Raw genomic sequence first — 23,926 nt, 5'->3', positions numbered from 1 at the left:
TTTATTCCTATTGGCAGCAAGCAAAGGCCATATCTTTATTAAGATCAATTATAGGAAGGTAAATGCATAATATTTTAATTTGTTTTTACGCTAGATCAGTCAGGATCACGCGAACATCATGTGATTCGATACTTGCTTTAGATTCTTCGCCCAAGTCTGTATCGGTAATTAAGATGTCAATGTGTTCCCATGCCAGCTCTAAGTTCGGGATCTTTCGTCCCACTTTTTCCGACTCAACCATCACGATCACTTCTCGTGACACTTCAGCCATTACTTTGCTCAGGCCAACCAGTTCGTTAAACGTAGTTGTGCCTCTATCAAGGTCGATACCATCTGCCCCGATAAATAGTTGGTCAAAATCGTAAGCGCGGAGCACCGACTCTGCGACTTTGCCTTGGAAAGAGTCCGAATGGGTATCCCAAGTGCCGCCAGTCATTAATAACGTCGGCTCGCTTTCAAGCTCATTAAGAGCATTAGCGACGTGCAATGAGTTGGTCATCACAACCAAGCCACGCTTAGCATTTAGCTGCTGAATTAGGGCACCGGTAGTACTGCCACTATCGATCACGATGCGGTTATGGTCGCGAATTAAATCTGCAGCGGCTTTTGCCAATGAAACCTTTCGAGTCGAAACTTGTTGACCCAGTTCTTCGTTGACAACCTCTTTCGGTAACGAAATCGCACCACCATAACGGCGTAAAAGCTGACCGTTTTTCTCTAAAGACGCCAAGTCCTTTCTAATAGTGACCTCTGAGGTTTCGAACTTAGCGGATAATTCATCAACACTAACCTCCCCTTTTTCATTCACTAGGTTAGAAATTGCATGTCTTCTGAGCTGGGTGTTTCGTTTCGACATTTAAAAAAGGCCACTAAGTTTCGATATGAAACATATTATAGTTACAACGAAACTATTTAGTCCATTTATTTTGATCCAAAAAATTAATAAATAGCGATAAAACCTTGTCCTAAGACAATTGTTAAGCAGTGATATTGAACTCATTAGGTGGTAGAATCCGCACCCGAAAAGAAAAAAAATTACAAAACTGACTGTTATTTTTTTGCAACTTACCGCCTATATAGTGGGGTAAGTCACAGAAAACCGATATTGAATCAAATTATTTTGGTCATAAAATGACTAAAACTGATGAAAGACTTACAACTCTGAAGGACATATTGGAAGTCCCGCGCTTTTACACAACAGGCACAAAATGTTGATGTAGCGGACCAATCTTCAGAACTTAAATAAATTTCAAATTGTAACAATACTTACCGGAGAGTACCTTCCATGAAAAAGACCAAAATCGTATGTACGATTGGCCCTAAAACTGAATCTGTAGAGAAGCTAACTGAACTAGTAGATGCTGGCATGAACGTTATGCGTCTTAACTTCTCTCACGGTGATTTCGCAGAGCACGGCACTCGTATCGCGAACTTCCGTAAAGTAATGGAAAACAAAGGTGAGCAACTTGCTATCCTTCTAGATACTAAAGGTCCAGAAATCCGTACTATCAAACTTGAAGATGGTAACGACGTAGATCTAGTAGCTGGTCAAGAGTTCACTTTCACAACTGACGCAACAGTTGTTGGTAACAAAGACGTAGTAGCAGTAACTTACCTAGGTTTCGCTAAAGACCTAACAGCGGGTAACACTATCCTTGTTGATGACGGCCTAATCGAAATGGAAGTTATCGCAACAACAGAAACTGAAGTTAAGTGTAAAGTTCTTAACAACGGTGCTCTAGGCGAAAACAAAGGTGTTAACCTTCCTGGCGTTTCTGTTCAACTTCCTGCTCTTTCTGAGAAAGACAAAGCTGACCTTAAGTTTGGTTGTGAGCAAGGCGTTGATTTCGTTGCTGCTTCTTTCATCCGTAAAGAAGAAGACGTTAAAGAAATCCGTGAGCTTCTAAACGCTAACGGCGGCGAGAACATCCACATCATTTCTAAGATTGAAAACCAAGAAGGTGTTGATAACTTCGATTCAATCCTTGAAGCTTCTGACGGCATCATGGTTGCTCGTGGTGACCTAGGTGTTGAAATCCCAGCTGAAGAAGTAATCTTCGCTCAGAAGATGATGATCGAGAAGTGTAACCGCGCACGTAAGATGGTTATCACAGCAACTCAAATGCTTGACTCTATGATCAGCAACCCACGTCCAACTCGTGCTGAAGCGGGTGACGTTGCGAACGCAATTATGGATGGTACTGATGCAGTAATGCTTTCTGGTGAAACTGCTAAAGGTAAGTACCCAGTTGAAGCTGTTACTATCATGGCTCAAATCGCGAACCGTACTGATTCAGCTCTTAAAGCTGAGCTAGGTTCTCGTCTAGACAGCCCACGTCTACGCATCACTGAAGCAGTATGTAAAGGCGCTGTAGACACAGCAGAGAAGCTAGCTGCTCCTCTAATCGTTGTTGCAACTGAAGGCGGTAAGTCTGCACGTTCAGTACGTAAGTACTTCCCAACTGCAAACATCCTTGCTCTAACAACTAACGAAAAGACAGCTGCACAGCTAGTTCTTACTAAAGGTGTTAAGCCTGTTCTTGTTGACTCTATCGAGAACACAGACGCGTTCTACATCAACGGTAAAGAAATCGCTCTACAATCTGGCCTAGGTAACAAAGGCGACATCGTAGTTATGGTTTCTGGTGCTCTAGTAGCTTCTGGTACTACAAATACGGCATCTGTTCACGTTCTATAAGAATGAACCGATTCGCATAAAATATAAAAGAGGGCTTCGGCCCTCTTTTTTTATGAAACAAAATCTTGCCTAACTTTTCAGTACGCTGTATTATCAATCACAATAGAACTACGTACTGTTAACTTCCAATTGGCTCTTTCTAAGAGACGGATTAGCAGACTAGAAATCATATATAGATGAGGTTTGTAATGTCTAGTCCTACGCTCACTGACAAAGTATCAAAGATGATTCGCCAAGATATTCTTAATGGTGAGTTAACCCCAGGTCAAAAGCTCGTTGTTGCTGATCTAAAAGCACGCTACAACGTTGGCGCATCTCCTATTCGCGAAGCCTTGGTACAGTTATCTTGGAGCAAATACGTAAAACTAGAGCCACAGAAAGGCTGCTGGGTATCTCCTGTATCAAAGAAAGAATTGAATGACCTATACGAAAGCCTTCGTGTTGTCTCTTCTGTTCTACTAAAAAAGGCGATTTCAGCGGGTGATGAGAGCTGGGAGCTGGATGTACTAACGTCTTACCATAAACTGTCACGAGTACAGTACGTATCTGAAGAGTTTGATTGTGTTGAATGGGAAGAGCGTCACCAACAATTCCACGTTGCGTTACTTGAAGGCGCTGATTCAGAAAACATGTTTAAGTTCTTTGATGACCTGATCAACCAAGTAAAACGTTACCGCTTCCTCGCTATGTCTGCAGAAAGCGCATCAGATGATCTGTTCAATATTGATGAACACGAAATGATCATGAAACTAGTACTGTCTAAGAATGTAGAACAAGCGACTGAACTGCTTGATCAACACCTGCTAGGTTCAATGAAACGAATTGAAGAAGTTATCGAAGCAGCATAATGCCAAGATAGATTCTAACTAAATAAAAACGGAGCCCAACGGCTCCGTTTTTTGTTTCAGTATCACGACTGAACTACCACCCAAAAAACTCTTTGTGATGAGTATTGAGCAGCACAACCATAGGTAAAAAATACAATGCACTCAGCTGAAAGCCAAGAATGGCTAATGTGCCTATGGTTAACCTCACTAAAAAATCGACAAACATACCACGCCTCTTTTAACCAGACTGTATGATCCCCAAACTCTTGCTCCAGCTAACCTAATTCTACTGCTGCCTCTCAAATCATTGAAAAAGCTAGCTAATCAGTTGAATTAAGTTAACGGTGTCATCCTTTTACATCTGGTAAACACTCTATTTATTACATCGTTTAACACGATGTAATCTGAAGCAAAGTAGTTTACTTATTGTTCATTTTAGCTCAAATTTTCACCGGCATTAGACTTTAGTCTAACTGTATAGATTTTGTGACATAGGTCGCTCAAAAGTGAGATTCCTAGAAAAAGGGGGAGAGATAAAGTGAGTCGGGGCCAGCTTGAAGAGGTGAAGCAAAGAGAAGAAAGGATTAAAGCTAAGCTAAGCGACATCATCGTAGCTAGGACACATAGAGACCGTATTACGACCAGACGATTTAGATTCGTAAAGCGCAACATCGGCACACTTGTATGAGCGAGTACTGTTACTTGTTAAATCAGTAAAGCCAACACTCACCGTGACCTTAGTTCCGGCTGCCAGTTCAATCTCGATTCGCAAGCGATCCAATACGCGCTTTGCTTCCGATAGTGAGGTGTGTGGCATCAACAGTGCAAACTCTTCTCCTCCGACACGTGCAACAAAGTCAGTCCCGCGAAGGCTATCTTGCAGAAGCTTAGCGACACTTGCTATCACCCGGTCGCCTTCGTCATGACCAAGTTCGTCGTTGATTCGCTTGAAGTTATCGATATCGACTAAAGCTAAGCAAGTCGTCGATTCATTGGGGTAACGCTCTACCAGACGAGAATAATACGCGAGCTGCTCTTCGAACTTTCGTCTATTCCAAAGGTTACTCAAAGAGTCACGTTCACTTAAGATCCTCAAACGTACTTCAAGCTCCTTCCTCACGGAAATATCCACCAACGAGGTGATGTAGTAGCTGACTTTACCCGAATTGTTTTTGACCACATGCACTCGCATGATCGCTGTAAAAGGAATACGCAGTTTGTTCTTACACTGAACTTCCCCTTCCCATACTTCTTCTTGCTCTAAATGACTCCAGATAGCCGAACTTGAGAGTACTTGGTCGGTATTCTCAAGCAACAACTGCAGGGCATTCTGACCGATAACTTGTTTTTTGCAGTACCCTGTCATGTTTTCAAATTCGTTGTTGGTCATCATTGTGCGGTGCTGCTTGTCAGAGATCATCACTGCCGACATGCCATTCAATGCGGCGCGCGCCAATTTACTCTCAAGGCTTCGGCGTCGATAGTGCGTCACCAAGTAAGCAAACGGGAAGGCGAAAATCAGCACCGTAATCAAAACAATGATCTCTTCGTAGGCCAAATCATTCAGGTCACGCTCAGCCCGCTCCATCAGTTGCTTCTGATTAAGTTGAATCAGCAAATGGACCTTTTGACTGTTCGCAAGCATAACCGTGTTAAAGGCAAACAAGTTGTCACCTTCAAAAACGTACCCCACCTGCTCATTGGAGATCGCATTCCACGTCTTTGGCGCGATATTTTTCAGGTTGTAACTCTTTCTTTCAGGAATAGCGTCTCCGAACAACTTATCGCTGTTGTTACTCGCGATGAAATAACCCGCTTCATTGATAACTTCAGCTCTAAGGTCGTTATCAGGTGAAAAGCTAAGACGCGACGATAAGCCCCATACATCGAGATTAATGACTAGATAGCCCACTCTTTTGTCAGGGGTTTCTACCGGGGTAAATACACGGATTACTGGCGAATAAGGAAAGGTGACTTCACCATGCTCCGTTTCAAGCTCAATCCCCCAGCCGCCAATCTGTTCGGCTTCTAGTTTTTGAGCGTATTGGAAGTAGTTAGAATCCGACCTATCTTGCAGTTGCTGGGGTAACGTCACCCTACCGGTATCAGAAGAATAGTTAACGCGCACCAGCTCTTTACCTGTGATATCTAATAGGTGAATTTGTGTATACCACTTCTGATTCACAAGAACAGATTGCCAGACCTCCTCAAGTAGATCTTTGGTTTGGTCTGAGGGAGAAGAAGCAAAGTTAACCAAGCTCTGGCTATGACTGAGTAGCTCCATTACCGAGACTAACTGAGTCTTGAGAAGATCATAATCTCGCTTGGCATACACTAGTTGATGGACAGCTTGCTTAGCTGAGTAGTCAAAGCTCTGCTGTTTTACTTCTTTGTAACGCTGCAAATAATACAGGCATACTGCAGAAGACAATATGATAGAGATAATCAGCAATGTAATTATTGATTTTTTATTTCTCATTGCTAACTCAGATGAATGGAAGTGCAGCGCGGGATTATAGCACTCTAAAAAATTAACAAAATTAAAGCCGCTTAAAAAAGCGGCTTTAAATATATTTTTTAAAGACTTATCGTCTAGGCTTTCAACGCACGTTCGCCTCGTGCGATACCAACAACACCACTTCGAGCCACTTCAAGCACTTCTGTTACTTCAGACAGCGCCTGAATGAATGCATCCAGTTTCTCGCTCGTACCCGCCATTTGAACCGTATATTGCGAAGCCGTTACATCAACAATCTGACCACGGAAGATATCTGCTGTGCGCTTCACTTCTGCGCGAGCAAAGCCGCTCGCGCGAACTTTAACCATCAACAGCTCACGCTCGATGTGTTCAAGCTCAGAGACCTCTTGCACTTTTAGTACGTCGATTAGCTTATGCAGCTGTTTCTGGATCTGCTCAAGCTGCATTTCGCTCGAGTTAGTGGTTACATTAAGACGAGACAGCGTCGGATCATCGGTTGGCGATACGTTCAAAGACTCGATGTTGTAGCCACGCTGAGAAAACAAGCCAACTACACGAGAAAGCGCACCAGGTTGGTTTTCCATTAGTAGTGAAATAATGTGTCTCATATTATGTTCTCTCCGTTTTGCTTAGCCACATGTTATCCATACCCTCGCCTTTGATTTGCATTGGGTATACGTGCTCGGTGTCATCCACACTAATATCGACAAATACCAAACGGTCTTTCATCGCTAGTGCTTTTTCCAAACCTGATTCCAGTTCATCCGGAGATGAAATACGCATACCAACGTGGCCATAAGCCTCAGCAATAGCAGCAAAATCAGGAACAGAGTCCATATATGAGTTAGAGTAACGACCTTGATAAACAATGTCTTGCCACTGTTTTACCATGCCCAGGAAACGGTTGTTAAGGTTAATAATCTTAACGGGAATATTGTATTGCAGCGCAGTCGACAGCTCTTGGATATTCATTTGAATACTGCCGTCACCGGTTACTACAACCACTTCTTCGTCTGGTTTTGCAAACTTAACGCCCATACCAGCAGGCAGACCAAAGCCCATCGTGCCTAGACCACCAGAGTTAATCCAACGACGTGGCTTGTTAAACGGGTAGTACAATGCTGCAAACATTTGGTGCTGACCTACATCCGAAGCTACGTAAGCATCACCATTAGTTACTTTATGAAGTGTTTCAATAACTTGTTGTGGTTTGATGCACTCTGAAGATTTTTCATAAGCTAGGCAATCACGATCTTGCCACACCTTGATTTCACTCCACCAGCTTTCCATTGCTTCTACATCATTGGTGCCGCCTTGCTCAACCAGCAGGTTGACCATACTCTCTAGAACTTTTTCAGCAGAACCTACAATCGGTAGATCCACTTTTACGTTCTTAGAGATCGAAGATGGGTCGATATCAATGTGCATGATCTTCGCATCAGGACAGTACTTATCTAGGTTATTGGTTGTTCGGTCATCGAAACGCACGCCAATACCAAAGATCAAGTCCGCATTGTGCATCGCCATATTGGCTTCATACAAACCATGCATACCCAACATGCCCAAAGAGTTCTTATGGGTGCCAGGGAAAGCACCAAGCCCCATTAGGGTACTTACCACGGGTAAATTCAGTGCCTCTGCTAATTTTAACAGCGGCTTATCTGCCTCAGAAATAACCGCACCACCACCGACATAAAGTACCGGCTTCTTCGCTTCAAGAAGGGCTTTTAGTGCCTTTTTGATTTGACCTTTATGACCCGTAACCGTTGGGTTATACGAACGCATTTTGATCGTTTCTGGGTATTCATAAGGAAGTTTGATTTGTGGGTTTAAGATATCTTTTGGCAGATCAATAACCACAGGACCAGGACGTCCTGTCGTTGAAATATAGAATGCTTTTTTAACGACTTCAGGGATATCTTCCGCTTTCTTAACTAAGAAGCTGTGTTTAACGATCGGGCGGGATACACCCACGATGTCACACTCTTGGAAGGCGTCGTTACCAATAAGGTTATTTGGTACGTTACCAGAAATAACAATCATTGGGATTGAGTCCATGTAGGCTGTTGCAATACCAGTAACGGTATTGGTCGCACCTGGACCAGAACACACAAGTACTACACCCGGTTTACCGGTAGAACGAGTGTAGCCATCTGCCATGTGGGTAGCGGCTTGTTCGTGTCGTACTAATACGTGTTTAATTTCATTAGTTTTAGCATGCAGCGCATCGTAGATATCAAGTACAGAACCACCTGGGTAACCAAAGATTTGTTCTACACCCTCTTCAATTAGAGACTGCACCACCATCTCAGCGCCGGATAACATTGCTGTTTCAGGTTTTGTTGTCATATTGCTCTCCTCACCAGTTTCCAATCATATTTGGTGAACATGTTGGGCTGGTTTTTCATAGTCTAGGGCTTATTCGTAGCCTAATTCGAAATACTTCCACTTTTTCGGCTATGGCTGTCTGTCGTGATAACAACAAACAGTAATACGAAACAACTTTAACGCTTTATTATCATCTGGTCTAACACCTGTTATTCGGCAACTGTGCCAAAAAACCAACTATTAGCTCAAAGCATCAAATAAAACCCAAACCAACCTTAACAACTAGTTTTAAAAACTAGTACGCGGGCAAAAAAAAGCACTTAATATTTCGATAGAACGCTATTTATCGATAAACAGCGAGCCTGTTGGTGTGCGCTTTCGCACATAGTGCTGTGTCATTAGATACAAAAAATCCCCCTAAAAATGCAATCACATTCGTAGGGGGATTTTTAAACAACTGAAAATTTATCTAAGCAGAAAACTACTTATCTTTAGGCTTTTCGTTGTACATTTCTTCGATTTCGTCTTGATACTTATCGTTGATAACTTTACGACGCAGTTTCTGAGTTGGTGTCAGTTCACCATCATCCATCGAAAATGCTTTCGGTAGCAGTTTGAATTTCTTCACTTGCTCAAACTTAGCCAGCTCTTGCTGTAAGTCATTTACACGCTTTTCTAGCATCTCAACGATTTGGTGATGCTTAACAAGCTCAACGCGATCGTGATACTTGATATTAAGCTCTTTGGCGTACTCTTCTAGCGAGTCATAACAAGGTACAATCAGCGCAGAAACGAATTTGCGTGTATCAGCAATAACAGCAATCTGTTCGATAAAGTGATCTTTACCAATCGCGCCTTCAACCACTTGCGGTGCAATGTACTTACCACCAGAGGTTTTCATCAACTCTTTGATACGATCAGTAATGAACAGGTTACCATTTTCATCAAAATGACCCGCATCACCAGTTTTCAGGAAGCCGTGCTCGTCAAACGTCTTAGCCGTCTCTTCTGGCATCTTGTAATAGCCACGCATCACCATTGGACCACGAACAAGAATTTCATCCTTCGCACCAATCTTCACTTCTGCACCCGGCATCGACATACCAATCGAATCAGGATTAAAACAGCGGTCATCCCAGCAAGATACTGTTGCTGTAGTTTCTGTCATGCCATAGCCAAGTTTTACGTTGATACCGATAGCATGGAAGAAGCGACCAATCGTCTCATCTAGCTTCGCGCCACCACATGGCATGAAGTTGATGTTACCACCTAGCAAAGCTCGCAGTTTAGACAGCACAAGCTTATCGGCTAGTGCATGGCTCTTCTTCAGCATTAACGATGGAGTACGGCCTTCCTGGTGACAAACTGAAAGCTTCGCTCCCATGTTCACCGCCCAAGTAAATAGCACTTTACGGATAAACGGCGCTTTAGATACCTTCTCGTGAATAGCTGAGAAGATCTTCTCGTAGAAGCGTGGAACCGCACACATTACGGTAGGTTTCACATCGCTTAGCGCATCACGCACTTGCATCGTATCTTGCAGGTAGCAGTTGGTTGCGCCTTTATAGAGAACGTAGAACGTCCAAGCACGCTCAAATACGTGTGACAGAGGTAGGAAACACAATGAGACATCGTCTTTACTTAGGCTAAGACGCTCATCGTGGCCTTCTAACTGGTAACCAATATTAGTGTAATCAAGCATTACGCCTTTTGGCTGACCTGTAGTACCAGAGGTATAAATAAGAGTCAGTAAGTCATCCATGCTTGCATCAGTAAGACGCGCGTCAAGTTCTGCTTGTTGTGCTTCAACGCCACGCGCCATGAAGTCATTCCAAGATACGGCAAAGCTGTGTCCTTGCAGGTCGATGTCATCAGACATAGCTACAACAACTTCTAGCTGCTCGCACTCTTCAAACAGGCTAACTGCCGCATCGAATTGAACTTGCTCACCAACGAATAAGATCTTCACATCTGCATTTTGGATGATGTAAGACGACTGCGCTGCTGTGTTGGTTGGATAAATCGGCACAGTCACAAGACGTGCTTGTAAAGATGCAAAATCTGCCACGGTCCATTGAGGCATATTGTTCGAATAGATACCGATCTTATCCTGAACTCTCAGTCCTTGAGCCAACAGTGCTAATGAAAGCGTATCGATTTGTTGTCCAAACTGTTCCCAGCTAATGCCTTGCCATACATTGTCTACTTTGTGCTTCAAAGCTGTACGGTTGCCGCCTTGGGCAATTTGGTCACGAAGTCTTTTTACGATATGAAAATCTAAATTGGCCATCTCTTTACCTTTGGCTTACACCTGTAAGCTTTTTTGAGCGCACAAGTGTACCTCTGATCATGGAAAAGGCAACTGATGAAGCTCAAAGTTATAAGTAATAGTACGTCTCACGCTAAGTTTTCTATCAACAAAAATAGCAGGTACAAAAAAGCCCCAAGCCAGACTCCTAGCTTAGGGCTTATAAATCATAGGGATTAGTGTCTAGTTAAGTGCCACTACTTCGCCACAGATCATCATTAACTGATCTCGTAACCAAATGTGTCCTTTATCCTTTTCACTTGATTCGTGCCAGCTTAGGAAGCCAGAAATCGCCGCATTATCGAATGGGAAATCTAGAATCTGAAGCTGCTCTTTGTTTGCAGCATGTTCAACCATCCAACGAGGAGCAATTGTTACTAGTTCAGATTGGCCTACAACGTAAAGAACGTTGCTCAAGCTCGTACCTTCGTAGAAAGGCGTGCAATCTAGGTCACGGTAAGCTTGCTCAGAGAAGCTACGTTGACCATGGATGCGAGACAGTTTTGCGTGCTTTTCGTTAAGCAGCTCTGCCGCAGAAACTTCACCGTTGATGCGTGGGTGAGAAGCAGAAGCAACCACAACTAACTCGTCTTGGAAGATTTCAGTGCTTGAGAAGCCTTGCTCATCAAAACGAGCGTAATCGATAACGAAGTCGATTTCTTGGTAACGCATACGCTCAGAAAGTTGACGATCGAATTCAGCATCCATGTGCAGTTTAACGCTAGGTGCTTGGTCGTTGATTGTAGACATAATCTTAGGTGCAAAACGCATGTCACAAGGGCTGCAAATCGCAAGCTTGAACAAGCGAGAAGACGACTCTGGAGAGAACACAGAGCTTGGTAATTCGTTGCGTACTAGTTGAAGCGCTTGGCGGATAGGACCGAACAACTGACGTGCACGTTGAGTCGGTTGAATACCACGACCCTGGCGCATAAATAGTTCGTCGTTAAACATCACTTTCAAGCGAGCCACAGCGTTACTTACTGCCGGCTGAGACATACCTAAATTGTGAGCTGCACGTGTAATGTTTTGCTCTTGCATTACTGCATCAAATACAGTCAAAAGGTTTAAGTCTACTCCACGAAGTGTGCTTTCCATTCTGTAGCTAGCAATAGCACTCATTGCGTCTTTTTTATCTAACATTCAAGTTGCCTCTTGTCGGTACGACAGCGTTAAATTTGTAATGGTATGGGAATAGATAACCACTAGTTCTTATATTTATCAGACCGATGTGTTTCGGATTACCACTACTATTAACCAATACATCCCTAGCTACCAACAAGATTGATAAAGAATAATTTTATTTTACCTTAATGATTAATTAACACTTAAAAATCATAAATTTACAGAGTTATAAAAAAACATAAAATGCGCTACTTATGAGTTTCATTTCGACTTATTTATCTGTTCTATCGTTTGGTTACATTTGTTACAAATTATTGAATCGATGAATTGATTGACCATTCGATTCAAAAACACCACTTATGGATTAGGTGAGTGATGCATAGCTTGGAAAATCCACCTTGTCCCAAAGTTGTTTTCTTAGGTCATCTTGGTTGGACCAATTTCCGGCTAAAACCCACTCAACAAGTGCACTAGCCACGTCTGGATAAGAGACAACCTCAGCCTGTTTTTCGTTGAGCCAACCACGCAAGATTGCTGGGTCAAGAAAGCTCATCGTTTGGGCTAATCCAAGCGCCTCAAGTGTTGCCACATTGCTCTGTTGTTCGAACTGCCCTTCAAGTGGTTTGAGAAGCAATTTCTTCCCTAAGGTTAAAGCTTCAGACGGCAATTCAAAGCCGCCATTTGCGACCACACCTGAGCACTGATTAAGGTCGAATTGGAAGCCCGCATGACTGAGTGGTTTGAACTCAATATTTTCGACTCGACTATGCTCAATAACATCTGGGTGGTAACAGACAAAATTATGCGAAATGAACTTCATCAGCAGCTCTGAGATCGACTCAAGATCCTCAAATGGCAAATAGACCAACGTAAAGTCTTGTGCTGTTTTGGTTTGTTGCTCACCAACTAGCGTGGGAGCGATAGGCGTATGAACAATAGGTGGAAGTATCGGCTGTTCAAAGTGATACCAGTGCAACCCAATTGAGTGCGCGGTTGGGGCGAAATGTTGAATCACTGAATGTTCAATCCAGTTACCCCCTTCTTTGGGTACATCATAACGAAACGCATTCTGGTGGCTTATCCCTATGCAAGGTACGCCCTGTCTTTTAGCTGCCCAAGCGGTCACGGGTTCAAAGTCGTTAAGCACTAAATCATATGGTGTCAGATCGATCTGGTTAATCTCACTGAGAAATCGCCAGATGTTGTTCTTCATGAATGTCTTGCCGTATTTCACCTGCCCCTGCTCACTATAAAACGTTAAGCCACTGCGGGTTTGGTAGTTTCCAAATTCTTCCATCGAGAAGTACTTGCTCTCATCTCTTCCAGAGAATAGAAAGTCGACATCGATATTTTGCTGACGAAAGGCGACGGCCATTGCTCTCGCACGTGCGATGTGACCATTTCCAGTGCCTTGTACGCCGTATAAAATTTTCATGCATGTTCCTTTAAATTTGCCACTTTAGCTCGGCAGTGGTTGCCAACAAAATAATTACAGGATGAAGCTGATGGCTAGACTCGTACAAGCAATGCCCAAGGCTGCGCCAATCAGTACGTCTGTTAAAAAGTGCACACCAAGTAAGATTCGAGAGCCAGCAATCGCAGTTGCCCACACCAAGCTAAAGAGATATAAGCTCGGATAGAAATGTCCGATTAGGGTCGCCATAACAAAAGCCGCCGCGGAATGCCCAGATGGCAGGCTGTATTTATCGGATGGCACAATGTGGGAATAAAGCAGTGAAGAGAATTCAGCCGGTCTACGACGCTTGAGGGTGTTTTTAGCAAGCCAATAAATAGGCAGTTCGATTGCAAAGGCGGTTAAGCCCACCAAAAGAAAGTCTCGGCCAGTACTGCTATCAGCCAGCAAAGCAATCAACGCAATTAACACGTAAAGGTGTCCATCTCCAGTATGAGACACCGCTTTACTGAGCGTTGCATGTTGCCCGCCATAGCGGTTGTTTAAACAGAAAACAGAAAATGCCACATCCCAGCGGACAATAGGTTCGATTGTACGCATACGATCTCCTTAACAATCCTTATTCAGTTAAGGCTCAAGTTATGCTCAACAAATGACAGTTAAGTGACGTTTTGAATGAACTAAAATGAAATTTCCTTGGGATGCGCAGTGCAGCCGCTCGGGCCAAGGATATGAAAAAACATCCTATAAACAATAAAGCGGCACTAGGCCGCTTTATTGTTTATTACTTATTTTCTTCCAATGTCTATAGCGAGAGAGGCTCGTGCTTTTTCACTAAACCAAAGTCCGCCAATATTGCGTAAGCCGCTGGGATCATAAACAGCACCAGTAAGGTCGAGGCAAATATGCCGAACACAATCGAAATAACCAGAGGCTGAATAACCTGAGCCTGTAAACTTGTTTCCGTTAACAGCGGTAGCAAACCAGCGGCGGTTGTCATTGAGGTCAAGAATACCGCTCGGAAACGCTCGCGACTGGCTTTCACCACCGAGTCATGCACGCTATCTCCCTCATCGACATGGTGACGAATGTATTGCACCAGCAAGATAGAGTCGTTAACCACAATCCCTGCGAGCGAAACAAAGCCCATCATGCTTGGCATACTCAAAGAGTGCCCAAGTATCCAGTGTCCAACGACCACCCCAATAAAAGCGAGTGGAATCGCCAACATCACGACCACAGGCTCTAAGTAGCTTCGGAATTGATAGCTAAGAATCGCAAACACGCCAAATAAGCCGAGTAAGAAGCCTTTGCCCATAGAGGCTCCAGTCTTAGCCGCATCTTTGGCCTCCCCTTCGAAATCAAAGCGTAGACCCGGGTACTTCTGAATAAGTTTGGCGGCTTCATCTTTTTGGAACTGAGCCAAGATCGCGGATGAACTCGCTTTCTTGTTATCAATATCCCCAAAGATACTGATGGTTCTCAGCCCATCAATACGCTGAATTCGCACGTAATTACGTTGGAAATCTAACGTCGCCAACGTTGCTAGCGGGATCTGACTGCCATCTGCGGTGATGATCGGGAAGTTGGCCAGCTGCTGTATGTCGCCCGCTTGCTCTTTATCAAGACGCACTTCAATCGAGATATTCTCAACACCGATTTGAATCTCATCCGCTGTCTGACCAAAGAAAGCCGCACGCAATTGGGAAGCAATCATCTGCCCATTCACATTGTAGGTTTCAGCTCCCGGACGCAGCTTCACCAAGATCTCTTCTTTACCCATACGCATGTCGTCAAGCACGCCGTGCACGCCATCGAACTGATTAAGGTATTCCTGAATATCCAGAGAAGCGGATTTCAATGCACTTAGGTCATCATGCTTAGCTCGAATCTCGATAGCGCGACCACCCGGCCCCATGGTGGGTTGCTTGAATACCAGTGAGATTGGATCTGCAAGTTCACCGATGTCCTCTCGCCATGCATCGATGAAATCATCGATCACCGTATTACGACTCTCTGCTCCGCGTAAGTCTAAGCGCACTGTGGCTAGGTGTGGGCCAGATTCATTGGCATCGGCGTTAGCATTGAATTGGCTAGTTATGTGCTCGACCAGTGTATTGCCTTCTTCAACCTCTTCGCTCCATTGCTTGTTCAAACGCTCAGCCGACGCGACAATTTTATCGACGACTTTTTCGGTTTGAGACAGTGATGCGCCCGGTGGAAGAATGATACGCGCTTCGGCAATATCACCATCCAGCTCAGGGAAAGGTTGAAACTTAACAACCCCGCCAGCAATCAAGGCTACTGAAAGCAACAATAGCGTAATCACTCCGCCCATAAAGGCGTAGCGGAAGGTCACCACTTTCTCAACCATGTTCATCAAGGTGGTATTACGGAAGTTCTCGAATTTCTCTAGTAACACCACTTTGAAGCGTAGTGCTGGCTTGTCGTTTTTCTCTTTATGCAGCGAGTGAGACAGGTGATTTGGCAGAATCAGGAAGGCTTCGATTAAGCTCAACGACAGCACCAAAATCAATACTTGAGGAACGGCCTTGAGTACCGCGCCCATTTCCCCATCGAGAAATAACAAGCTACCGAAAATACACACCGTGGTTAAGAAAGAAGATAAGACCCCGGGAAGCACTTTCTTAACGCCGTTGTACACCGCATCATCAACACTCTGCCCCCTGTCTAAATGGGACGCTATCGATTCGGCAATTACGATGGCGTCATCCATCATGATACCAATCGCCATCAACAGTCCGACCAGCGACATAATGTTAATCGATAAACCAAGATTGGCCATTAAAAACAAACCACCAAGGAAGGCTACCGGCAACCCCGCCGCTACCCAAAACGAATAACGTAAGCTGAAGAACAGCCACATGGTGGCGAACACCAGCACAATACCTTGCCAGCCATTACGCGCCATCATGGTTAAACGATCCCACAGCACAGAGGAGAGATCGTTGGTCATTTGTAGTGTCACGCCGTCAGGAGCAATCGCGCTTTGATCTTCAACGAATCGCGTTACATTCTCTTTAATTCGTAGTGCATCATCTTCTTTATTTTTACTGATCTTCAACAGGGCTGATGGTTTGCCATCAAATAAAACTTTCTGCTCATCAAGCTCAAAGCGATCGGTAATTTTAGCGATATCTCTTAAACGGATCACTGAGCCATTTGGCGCAGAACCAACCACGATACTTTCCAGTTCAACTGGCGTGATACGTCTTTCGTCGAAACGAATCAGGAAGTTTTTATCTGGTGTTTCAACGTTACCACTCGGCAGTTTTACATTCTGACGGCCAATCTGATCTGCGATATCACCGACACTCAAACCCAACTGACGAATCGCTTGGGTATCCAACTCAACACGATATTGATGATCCGAGAAGCCGCTGACATCGACCAATGAAACATCATAGTCAAGCTTCATAATACGTTTAAGATCTTCCGCGTAGGCTTTAAGTTCCGGCCACGACGTTTCTGCTGTGATCGCGATATCAACAACCGGTTCATTCCAATCTAGCTCTTGAACAACAGGTGATTCAATCTCAGTTGGGAAGTCATTGATCGAGTTGATCTGGGTTTGCACATCCACCAGCATTCGGCCGATATCCGCTTTCTCATTCAACTTCAGAATTAGACGTGCGCTACCTTCGATCGCCTCACACTGAGTTTCTTCAATGTTGGCTAAGCCGTCTACTGCATCTTCCATTCGCACACATAGGCTCTCTTCCACTTCTTGTGGAGAAGCGCCGGGATAAACGATGGCTGCCATAATGTAAGGCGGATCATAAGCGGGGAAGGTTTCACGTTTGATGGTTGATAATGAGCTTATACCCATGATCAACAATCCAAGCATCAACAAGTTGGCTGCTGTTGGGTGCCTAGAGAAGAACTTGATCATGACGCACTCTCCTGAGTATCCGATTCAAGCTCAGCCTCTTCAGAGTTCGACTCTTTCAATAACATGCCCTCGATAGCTGGCAGGACATCATTTAGAACCAATTTGTCTCCGGTTTGTAGCTCACCACTCACAACCACTTGATTGTCTCTGCGATAAAGCACTTCAACATTCACCACTTGCAAACGCTGATTGTCATCCATCAAGTAAACCTTATCACCATGCAGTGCTCGCTCCGGCACAACCCAACTCAGATTCGCTACACCTTCAATCTCGGCTTTTACAAACATACCATTAACCAACGGCGTTGCGCTGTCTGGCTGCAGTTGTGAATAGTCTTGAGCGATCTCGAGAATAATCCCCGCCGTCGCTTGGTTTTCATCAACCGTTTCGCTGATCCTTGCTACCTTCGCAGGCCAGCTAAGGTTCAGGTTACCGCTGTTAAGTTGGATGCTTGCTTTGATTGGCGCTTCATAAGGATTAGGAATTCCTGCGGTATCGCGAGGGAACTGCTTAAAACTGGAGGCTAAAGTTTGTATATCGTGAATAGAAAGTTGCGCCTCCACTTCCATGACATCAATCCCGTGAGCAATAAACATCTCTTGCTGAAGGTTAACCACTTGATTTTGCTCGATATCAACTTGAGCAATTCGCATCGCTCTTGGTAAAGTGACGGTAGTCTTATCGAGAGAGCGTTGCGCCTCTTTGACTTTAGATACATTGACCTTAATCACCGCTTGCGCAACACGTTTTTCGTCTGGCATTAATGCGATTTGGTTCGCGATATCTAATACCAACTTCTGTTGAGATAGCGCACTTTGTTTTTGTAGATCGACATCAGACTGCGAAGTCAGCCCTTTCTTACGCAGATCCTGTTTACGTTGTAACTCTTTATTACTGATCACTAAGCGATTCTTTTCGATCTTAAGAGTCTGATTAAGGTTGTCTTCTTCTTGATTCAATTTCGCTAATGAGGTTTGGCTTGATTTTAGATCCGCCTCTGCTTGTATCAGTTTCAATTCGTAATCCAATGGATCAACTTTGAGCACGACCGTTCCTGCAGGGATCACCTGCCCTTTTTCAAGATCTGGATGTCGATAGACTATTTGGCCTGTCACCTCGGCAATTGCTTTCCATTCGACTTTCGGCACCACCTTGCCAAAGCCAACTGCTAACGGTGCTATCAACTGTTGCTCTAGGCTTACAGTATCAACTAACCGAGCACGGTCACCCGCAGGTTTGGTTGGAAGATCCGGTTTCAAGTTAATCGCGGCGACAAGGCCAATCACACCAACTGCAAGTGCTGGAAAGAAGAGTAGTTTTTTATTTATTTTCATTATCTTTGGTCCTGCACAGAAGAAGGGATAGGCGTATTTATAAAGCCTTCTGTCATCAATTTAATGTTGTGTTCGATTAAACGGTTAAGAAATTCTTCATTAATCTCAATACCATGAATAGCAAGCAAAGGTGGAGGCGCAATGAACGGGAACACCATCAAGCTTATATACGACACGCGGCAGAGTTTGGGATCCATCTCTTTTCTTAAAACGCCTTGTTCAACCAGTTTTTCAAAAATGACATCCTGAGCTGGCTTAGCGACATCGTGAAAAACCTTTTCGAGCAATTCTCTTTGCACTTCAGAGGGAGGCATATTCATCACTTGGGCTAGCAAGCGAGGAAACTTAGGTACCTTGACCATCTCTTTGTAGTAAGTCCGCATTAGGTCAAGAAAGCTCTCATGACTACCTTCTTCAACCAACCTTTGCATCTGCAATTGCATCGGTCGTAGCGTTTCACGCAGCATGGCTTCAAACAGCCCGGCCTTACTGCCAAAGTAATAACGGATCATCGCAATATTGACACCCGCACGCTCAGCAATCAGGCGTGTCGAAACCTTGTCGTATGGCAGAACGACAAACAGATCACGAGCATGCTCAATCAATAACTGTCGAACATCTAAGTTCTTTTGAGGTCGCCCCGCTTTTCGTGCCGTCATGGAAAAAATCCATCTCTATAATTAATCATCTGATTAATTATAGAGATAAACAGGCGTAACAGTAGAAGATTAATTACTCATTATTTAATCAAGTGATTAATTAATTTGGTCACGCTTGTGATTTTTTTGGTGAATCGTTCCATCAAAAAGATTTACTACAAAGTTTTAACCTACACATAAGCCAAACGATAAACTAACCCCCCAATACAAAACCATCAATCAGATGATTTAGCCAATAACTCAACACAAAACAGTACAAACCAAACAAAAACGTCGCCAATGCACGCTGATATTGGATTTTCTTGTTTGACGCTCAGAATAAATTGCGGTAAATATGGTGTTAACAGTTTATTTACGGATATTTGTGTAATGATTTTTTCTTCTTCTCGACTGCTGAAACTTCTCCTTATCGTGAACCAATCGCGCGGGTAAGTTGTGGGTCAAGAACTACACAAATATTAAAACCCGCGCTGAGCGGGTTTTTTTGTAACTGGCACTTTTAAAAGAACATCATTCTTAATAATAATTTGGATAGCAATCGATTCATTATCGATATAAGGAAGCACCCATGAACGATCAAGTGATAATTTTTGACACGACCTTACGTGATGGCGAGCAAGCGTTGGCTGCAAGCTTAACGGTAAAAGAGAAATTACAGATCGCTTATGCACTTGAACGACTGGGGGTAGATGTTATTGAAGCGGGTTTCCCTGTGTCATCACCAGGCGATTTTGAATCAGTACAAACCATCGCAAAGAATATTAAAGATAGCCGTATATGTGCGCTTTCTCGTGCAGTAGCGAAAGATATTGATGCCGCAGCCGAAGCACTAAAAGTGGCTGAACAGTTCCGTATTCATACCTTTATTTCTACATCGACGGTTCACGTACAAGACAAATTACGCCGCAGCTACGACGATGTTGTCGAGATGGCAGTGAAAGCGGTAAAGCATGCGCGTAACTATACCGATGATGTTGAATTCTCTTGTGAAGATGCCGGTCGTACACCTATCGACAACCTATGTCGTATGGTTGAAGCAGCAATTAACGCTGGCGCAAAAACCATCAACATTCCAGATACCGTAGGCTACACAGTACCGAATGAGTTTGGTGGCATTATCCAAACGCTATTTGATCGCGTACCAAACATCGATCAAGCGATCATCTCTGTTCACTGTCACGATGACTTAGGCATGTCGGTTGCTAATTCAATTGCAGCTGTGCAAGCGGGTGCTAGACAAATTGAAGGCACAATCAATGGTATTGGTGAGCGTGCGGGTAACTGTTCTTTAGAAGAAATAGCAATGATCATCAAAACTCGTCAAGAGCTTTTAGGTGTTCACACAGGCTTGGATCATAAAGAGATTCACCGTACCAGTAAGTTGGTTAGCCAGCTTTGCCACATGCCAATTCAAGACAATAAAGCAATCGTTGGTGCTAACGCATTCAGCCACTCTTCGGGTATTCACCAAGACGGCATGCTTAAGAACAAGAACACTTACGAGATCATGACGCCTGAGTCTATTGGCTTGAAAAACAAAGCATTGAACTTAACCAGCCGCAGTGGTCGTGCAGCCGTTAAGAGCCACATGGACGCTATGGGCTACAAAGACAATGAGTACAACCTAGATTCATTGTACGAAGACTTCTTGAAGCTTGCTGACCGTAAAGGCCAAGTATTCGATTACGACCTAGAAGCACTAATGCACTTCGCAAATCTGCGCGACGAAGATGACTTCTATAAACTTAACTACCTAAGCGTACAATCTGGTAGTGTTATGTCTACCACCAGCATCAAGCTTCAATGTGGTGATGAAGAGAAATGCGAAGCGGCTGTCGGTAACGGTCCTGTTGATGCGCTATATCAATGTATTTACCGCTTAACGGGTTACGAAATTGCATTGGATAAATTCGACCTTACCGCCAAAGGTGAAGGCGAAGATGGCCTAGGCCAAGCTGATATTATTGCTAACTATAAAGGCCGCAAGTACCACGGTACAGGCGTATCAACCGATATCGTTGAAGCTTCTGGTCAGGCGCTACTGCATGTTATCAATAGCATTCAACGTGCCGACACCATTGCTGAAATGAAACAGCAAAAAATCGCGACAGTTTAAATACCCAATAACAGTGCCCTAGAGCCGATGTTATTGGCTTTAGGGACAAAATTTAAAACGAGCCAAATAGCTCAGTAACAAAGAATTAAAGGATTAACATGACTGATAAATCATACAAAATTGCCGTACTACCTGGTGATGGCATTGGCCCAGAAGTAATGCAACAAGCACATAAAGTGCTAGACGCGATCGAAAAGAAGCACGCGATTAGCTTTTCTCGCGAAGAGTATGATGTTGGTGGTATTGCGATTGATAACCACGGCTGTCCACTTCCAGAAGCAACAGTAGCTGGCTGTGAAGAATCTGACGCAGTACTTTTTGGTTCTGTCGGCGGTCCTAAATGGGAACACCTTCCACCAAACGATCAACCAGAGCGTGGTGCCCTACTTCCTCTACGTAAACACTTCCAACTGTTCTGTAACCTACGCCCAGCACAAATCCATAAAGGTCTAGAGTCTTTCTCTCCTTTACGTGCTGACATCTCAGGTAACGGTTTCGACATCGTGGTTGTACGTGAGCTAACAGGCGGCATCTACTTCGGCCAACCTAAAGGTCGTGAAGGCGAAGGCGCAACTGAAAAAGCATTTGATACTGAGGTTTACCACCGCTACGAAATTGAACGTATTGCAAAGATTGCGTTTGAATCGGCACGCCTACGTAACAAAAACGTTTACTCAATCGATAAAGCGAACGTTCTACAGAGCTCTATCTTATGGCGCGAAGTTGTCGAAGATATTGCAAAAGATTATCCAGATGTCACGCTAAACCACATGTACATCGACAACGCGACCATGCAGCTAATCAAAGATCCTTCTCAGTTTGACGTAATGCTGTGTTCAAACATCTTCGGCGACATCATCTCTGATGAGTGCGCAATGATTACAGGCTCTATGGGTATGCTTCCTTCTGCTAGCTTGAACGAAAGCAACTTCGGCCTATACGAGCCAGCAGGCGGCAGCGCACCAGATATCGCAGGTAAGAACATCGCAAACCCAGTAGCGCAAATCCTTTCTGCAGCACTAATGCTTCGTTACAGCCTAGGCGAAGAAGCGGCAGCACAAGACATCGAAGCAGCGGTATCTAAAGCGCTTTCAGCAGGCGAGCTAACAGCAGACCTTGCAGGTAACAACCAAGCACTGACTACCTCTGAAATGGGTGACAAGATCGCTGAGTACATCTTAGCTTCATAAGCTAAATACTCCGATTAAAAGCAAGTACATAAGAATAATATCAAGCCAAGTCAGCGTAAACCGCATGACTTGGCTCGAAACAAACACTGGGACTGATGCTCCCAAGGAAGAAAAGCTATGTCGACAAACCAGCAAGCAAAAACCTTATACGAAAAAGTTTATGACGCTCACGTTGCGGTTGCAGCGAAGGGCGAAACACCAATTCTTTATATCGATCGCCACTTAGTCCATGAAGTAACCTCGCCACAAGCCTTTGATGGCCTGCGTGAAAAAGGCCGTAAAGTTCGCCAAGTAGGCAAAACTTTTGCGACCATGGATCACAACGTATCGACACAAACGAAAGACATCAACGCTTCTGGTGAGATGGCTCGTATCCAAATGGAAACGCTATCGAAAAACTGTGAAGAATTTGGTGTCACGCTTTACGATCTAAACCACAAATACCAAGGTATTGTGCACGTAATGGGCCCAGAGCTAGGTATTACTCTGCCGGGCATGACCATCGTATGTGGTGACTCACACACAGCAACACACGGTGCATTCGGTTCTTTAGCATTCGGTATCGGTACTTCTGAAGTGGAGCACGTTCTAGCAACGCAAACGCTAAAACAAGCTCGCGCTAAAACCATGAAGATCGAAGTAAAAGGTAAGGTTGCTCCGGGTATCACTGCAAAAGACATCGTGCTAGCGATCATCGGTAAAACAACAGCGGCTGGCGGTACTGGCTACGTGGTTGAATTCTGTGGTGAGGCAATTACAGACCTTACGATGGAAGGTCGTATGACGGTATGTAACATGGCAATCGAGTTGGGTGCTAAAGCGGGTCTAATTGCTCCAGATGCAACAACATACGAATACATCAAAGGTCGCAAATTCTCTCCACAAGGCGAAGACCTAGAAGCGGCAATTGAATACTGGGACACATTGAAAACCGATGCTGACGCTAAATTCGATGCGGTTGTTACATTAGAAGCGGCAGACATCAAACCACAAGTCACTTGGGGAACAAACCCAGGTCAGGTTATCTCGGTAGACACACCAATCCCAGCACCTGAAAGCTTCGCTGACCCTGTAGAAAAAGCATCTGCAGAAAAAGCGCTGGCTTACATGGGCCTTGAAGCCGGTAAATCTCTATCTGATTACAACGTAGATAAAGTGTTCGTTGGTTCTTGTACTAACTCTCGTATCGAAGACATGCGTGCAGCAGCAGCGGTAGCGAAAGGCCGTCAAGTAGCGAAACATGTTCAAGCGCTTATCGTTCCGGGTTCAGAGCAAGTTAAAGCACAAGCTGAAGCTGAAGGCCTAGATAAGATCTTCATCGAAGCCGGCTTTGAATGGCGCTTACCAGGCTGTTCTATGTGTCTTGCAATGAACAACGACCGTCTAGGTCCACAAGAGCGCTGTGCTTCTACATCAAACCGTAACTTTGAAGGTCGCCAAGGCCGTGATGGTCGTACGCACCTAGTTAGCCCAGCAATGGCAGCCGCAGCAGCTATCGCTGGTCACTTTGTCGATATTCGTGAACTTTAATTAGA

16 protein-coding genes are annotated in these 23,926 nt (G+C 44.3%); 5 read left to right on the top strand and 11 right to left on the bottom strand.

From position 1 onward, the window contains the following. Nucleotides 1-85: 85 nt before the first annotated feature. Nucleotides 86-856, bottom strand: a complete 771-nt coding sequence (locus tag CWO27_RS09515) for a DeoR/GlpR family DNA-binding transcription regulator (RefSeq protein ID WP_107898907.1) — start codon at nucleotides 854-856, stop codon at nucleotides 86-88. A 429-nt stretch (nucleotides 857-1,285) separates the two neighbouring features. Here CWO27_RS09515 and pykF point away from each other — a divergent pair, with 429 nt between their 5' ends. Next, on the top strand, nucleotides 1,286-2,698 hold the full coding sequence (pykF, locus tag CWO27_RS09510) for a pyruvate kinase PykF (protein WP_017061403.1): 1,413 nt from the start codon (nucleotides 1,286-1,288) through the stop codon (nucleotides 2,696-2,698). A 176-nt stretch (nucleotides 2,699-2,874) separates the two neighbouring features. Beyond that, on the top strand, nucleotides 2,875-3,546 hold the full coding sequence (locus CWO27_RS09505) for a GntR family transcriptional regulator (protein ID WP_019826885.1): 672 nt from the start codon (nucleotides 2,875-2,877) through the stop codon (nucleotides 3,544-3,546). Between the two features lie 574 nt (nucleotides 3,547-4,120). On the opposite strand, the gene CWO27_RS09495 is transcribed toward CWO27_RS09505, so the two are convergent. The 10 genes from CWO27_RS09495 to CWO27_RS09450 form a co-directional block, all read right to left on the bottom strand. Beyond that, nucleotides 4,121-6,004 (bottom strand): sensor domain-containing diguanylate cyclase, encoded by a 1,884-nt coding sequence (locus CWO27_RS09495; protein WP_102433153.1) that lies wholly within the window; start codon nucleotides 6,002-6,004, stop codon nucleotides 4,121-4,123. A 113-nt stretch (nucleotides 6,005-6,117) separates the two neighbouring features. After that, on the bottom strand, nucleotides 6,118-6,612 hold the full coding sequence (gene ilvN / locus CWO27_RS09490; RefSeq protein WP_008219984.1) for an acetolactate synthase small subunit: 495 nt from the start codon (nucleotides 6,610-6,612) through the stop codon (nucleotides 6,118-6,120). 1 nt (nucleotide 6,613) lies between these two features. Next, the gene (locus tag CWO27_RS09485) at nucleotides 6,614-8,353 is read right to left on the bottom strand and encodes an acetolactate synthase 3 large subunit (protein WP_048657996.1); all 1,740 of its coding nucleotides are present in this window, start codon (nucleotides 8,351-8,353) and stop codon (nucleotides 6,614-6,616) included. A gap of 460 nt (nucleotides 8,354-8,813) precedes the next feature. Further along, the gene (locus tag CWO27_RS09480) at nucleotides 8,814-10,622 is read right to left on the bottom strand and encodes an AMP-dependent synthetase/ligase (RefSeq protein ID WP_102433152.1); all 1,809 of its coding nucleotides are present in this window, start codon (nucleotides 10,620-10,622) and stop codon (nucleotides 8,814-8,816) included. Between the two features lie 201 nt (nucleotides 10,623-10,823). Beyond that, a complete protein-coding gene (leuO, locus tag CWO27_RS09475; protein WP_019826889.1) occupies nucleotides 10,824-11,783 on the bottom strand; it encodes a transcriptional regulator LeuO in 960 nt (319 codons plus the stop codon). A 346-nt stretch (nucleotides 11,784-12,129) separates the two neighbouring features. Continuing rightward, nucleotides 12,130-13,200: an MJ1255/VC2487 family glycosyltransferase gene (locus CWO27_RS09470; RefSeq protein ID WP_107898906.1), complete on the bottom strand. Its 1,071-nt coding sequence runs from the start codon at nucleotides 13,198-13,200 to the stop codon at nucleotides 12,130-12,132. Nucleotides 13,201-13,254: 54 nt separating this feature from the next. Further along, nucleotides 13,255-13,779: a phosphatase PAP2 family protein gene (locus CWO27_RS09465; RefSeq protein WP_102478667.1), complete on the bottom strand. Its 525-nt coding sequence runs from the start codon at nucleotides 13,777-13,779 to the stop codon at nucleotides 13,255-13,257. Between the two features lie 205 nt (nucleotides 13,780-13,984). Beyond that, a complete protein-coding gene (locus CWO27_RS09460) occupies nucleotides 13,985-17,092 on the bottom strand; it encodes an efflux RND transporter permease subunit (protein WP_107898905.1) in 3,108 nt (1,035 codons plus the stop codon). Next, nucleotides 17,089-18,426 carry an efflux RND transporter periplasmic adaptor subunit gene (locus CWO27_RS09455; protein ID WP_107898904.1) on the bottom strand — a complete coding sequence of 446 codons (1,338 nt, stop codon included), beginning with the start codon at nucleotides 18,424-18,426 and terminating at the stop codon, nucleotides 17,089-17,091. The genes CWO27_RS09460 and CWO27_RS09455 overlap by 4 nt, the downstream gene beginning before the upstream one ends. Continuing rightward, nucleotides 18,426-19,085 (bottom strand): TetR/AcrR family transcriptional regulator, encoded by a 660-nt coding sequence (locus CWO27_RS09450; RefSeq protein ID WP_107898903.1) that lies wholly within the window; start codon nucleotides 19,083-19,085, stop codon nucleotides 18,426-18,428. Before CWO27_RS09450 ends, CWO27_RS09455 begins: the two co-directional genes overlap by 1 nt. A gap of 568 nt (nucleotides 19,086-19,653) precedes the next feature. Between CWO27_RS09450 and leuA the strand changes: the two genes are divergently transcribed. From leuA to leuC, 3 genes are all read left to right on the top strand, one after another. Further along, a complete protein-coding gene (gene leuA, locus CWO27_RS09445) occupies nucleotides 19,654-21,201 on the top strand; it encodes a 2-isopropylmalate synthase (protein ID WP_048657988.1) in 1,548 nt (515 codons plus the stop codon). Nucleotides 21,202-21,299: 98 nt separating this feature from the next. Continuing rightward, nucleotides 21,300-22,391 carry a 3-isopropylmalate dehydrogenase gene (gene leuB / locus CWO27_RS09440; protein ID WP_102432786.1) on the top strand — a complete coding sequence of 364 codons (1,092 nt, stop codon included), beginning with the start codon at nucleotides 21,300-21,302 and terminating at the stop codon, nucleotides 22,389-22,391. A gap of 117 nt (nucleotides 22,392-22,508) precedes the next feature. Continuing rightward, nucleotides 22,509-23,921, top strand: coding sequence for a 3-isopropylmalate dehydratase large subunit (gene leuC / locus CWO27_RS09435; protein WP_052880134.1), 1,413 nt, complete (start codon nucleotides 22,509-22,511; stop codon nucleotides 23,919-23,921). The last annotated feature ends 5 nt before the right edge of the window (nucleotides 23,922-23,926 follow it).

The organism is Vibrio sp. 10N.286.51.C3, from assembly GCF_003050065.1.
GTDB lineage: Bacteria > Pseudomonadota > Gammaproteobacteria > Enterobacterales > Vibrionaceae > Vibrio > Vibrio crassostreae.
Note: the sequence above shows the minus strand (reverse complement) of the source record. Positions and strands in the feature narration are given on the sequence as shown.

Excerpts from the sequence above, each read along its gene's own strand:
- CWO27_RS09505 (WP_019826885.1), top strand. The coding sequence starts at position 2,875 with ATGAGGTTTGTAATGTCTAGTCCTACGCTCACTGACAAAGTATCAAAG.
- CWO27_RS09495 (WP_102433153.1), bottom strand. The coding sequence starts at position 6,004 with ATGAGAAATAAAAAATCAATAATTACATTGCTGATTATCTCTATCATA.
- CWO27_RS09470 (WP_107898906.1), bottom strand. The coding sequence starts at position 13,200 with ATGAAAATTTTATACGGCGTACAAGGCACTGGAAATGGTCACATCGCA.
- CWO27_RS09455 (WP_107898904.1), bottom strand. The coding sequence starts at position 18,426 with ATGAAAATAAATAAAAAACTACTCTTCTTTCCAGCACTTGCAGTTGGT.
- leuB (WP_102432786.1), top strand. The coding sequence starts at position 21,300 with ATGACTGATAAATCATACAAAATTGCCGTACTACCTGGTGATGGCATT.
- leuA (WP_048657988.1), top strand. The coding sequence starts at position 19,654 with ATGAACGATCAAGTGATAATTTTTGACACGACCTTACGTGATGGCGAG.
- CWO27_RS09485 (WP_048657996.1), bottom strand. The coding sequence starts at position 8,353 with ATGACAACAAAACCTGAAACAGCAATGTTATCCGGCGCTGAGATGGTG.
- pykF (WP_017061403.1), top strand. The coding sequence starts at position 1,286 with ATGAAAAAGACCAAAATCGTATGTACGATTGGCCCTAAAACTGAATCT.
- CWO27_RS09515 (WP_107898907.1), bottom strand. The coding sequence starts at position 856 with ATGTCGAAACGAAACACCCAGCTCAGAAGACATGCAATTTCTAACCTA.
- CWO27_RS09460 (WP_107898905.1), bottom strand. The coding sequence starts at position 17,092 with ATGATCAAGTTCTTCTCTAGGCACCCAACAGCAGCCAACTTGTTGATG.
- ilvN (WP_008219984.1), bottom strand. The coding sequence starts at position 6,612 with ATGAGACACATTATTTCACTACTAATGGAAAACCAACCTGGTGCGCTT.
- CWO27_RS09480 (WP_102433152.1), bottom strand. The coding sequence starts at position 10,622 with ATGGCCAATTTAGATTTTCATATCGTAAAAAGACTTCGTGACCAAATT.
- leuO (WP_019826889.1), bottom strand. The coding sequence starts at position 11,783 with ATGTTAGATAAAAAAGACGCAATGAGTGCTATTGCTAGCTACAGAATG.
- leuC (WP_052880134.1), top strand. The coding sequence starts at position 22,509 with ATGTCGACAAACCAGCAAGCAAAAACCTTATACGAAAAAGTTTATGAC.
- CWO27_RS09465 (WP_102478667.1), bottom strand. The coding sequence starts at position 13,779 with ATGCGTACAATCGAACCTATTGTCCGCTGGGATGTGGCATTTTCTGTT.
- CWO27_RS09450 (WP_107898903.1), bottom strand. The coding sequence starts at position 19,085 with ATGACGGCACGAAAAGCGGGGCGACCTCAAAAGAACTTAGATGTTCGA.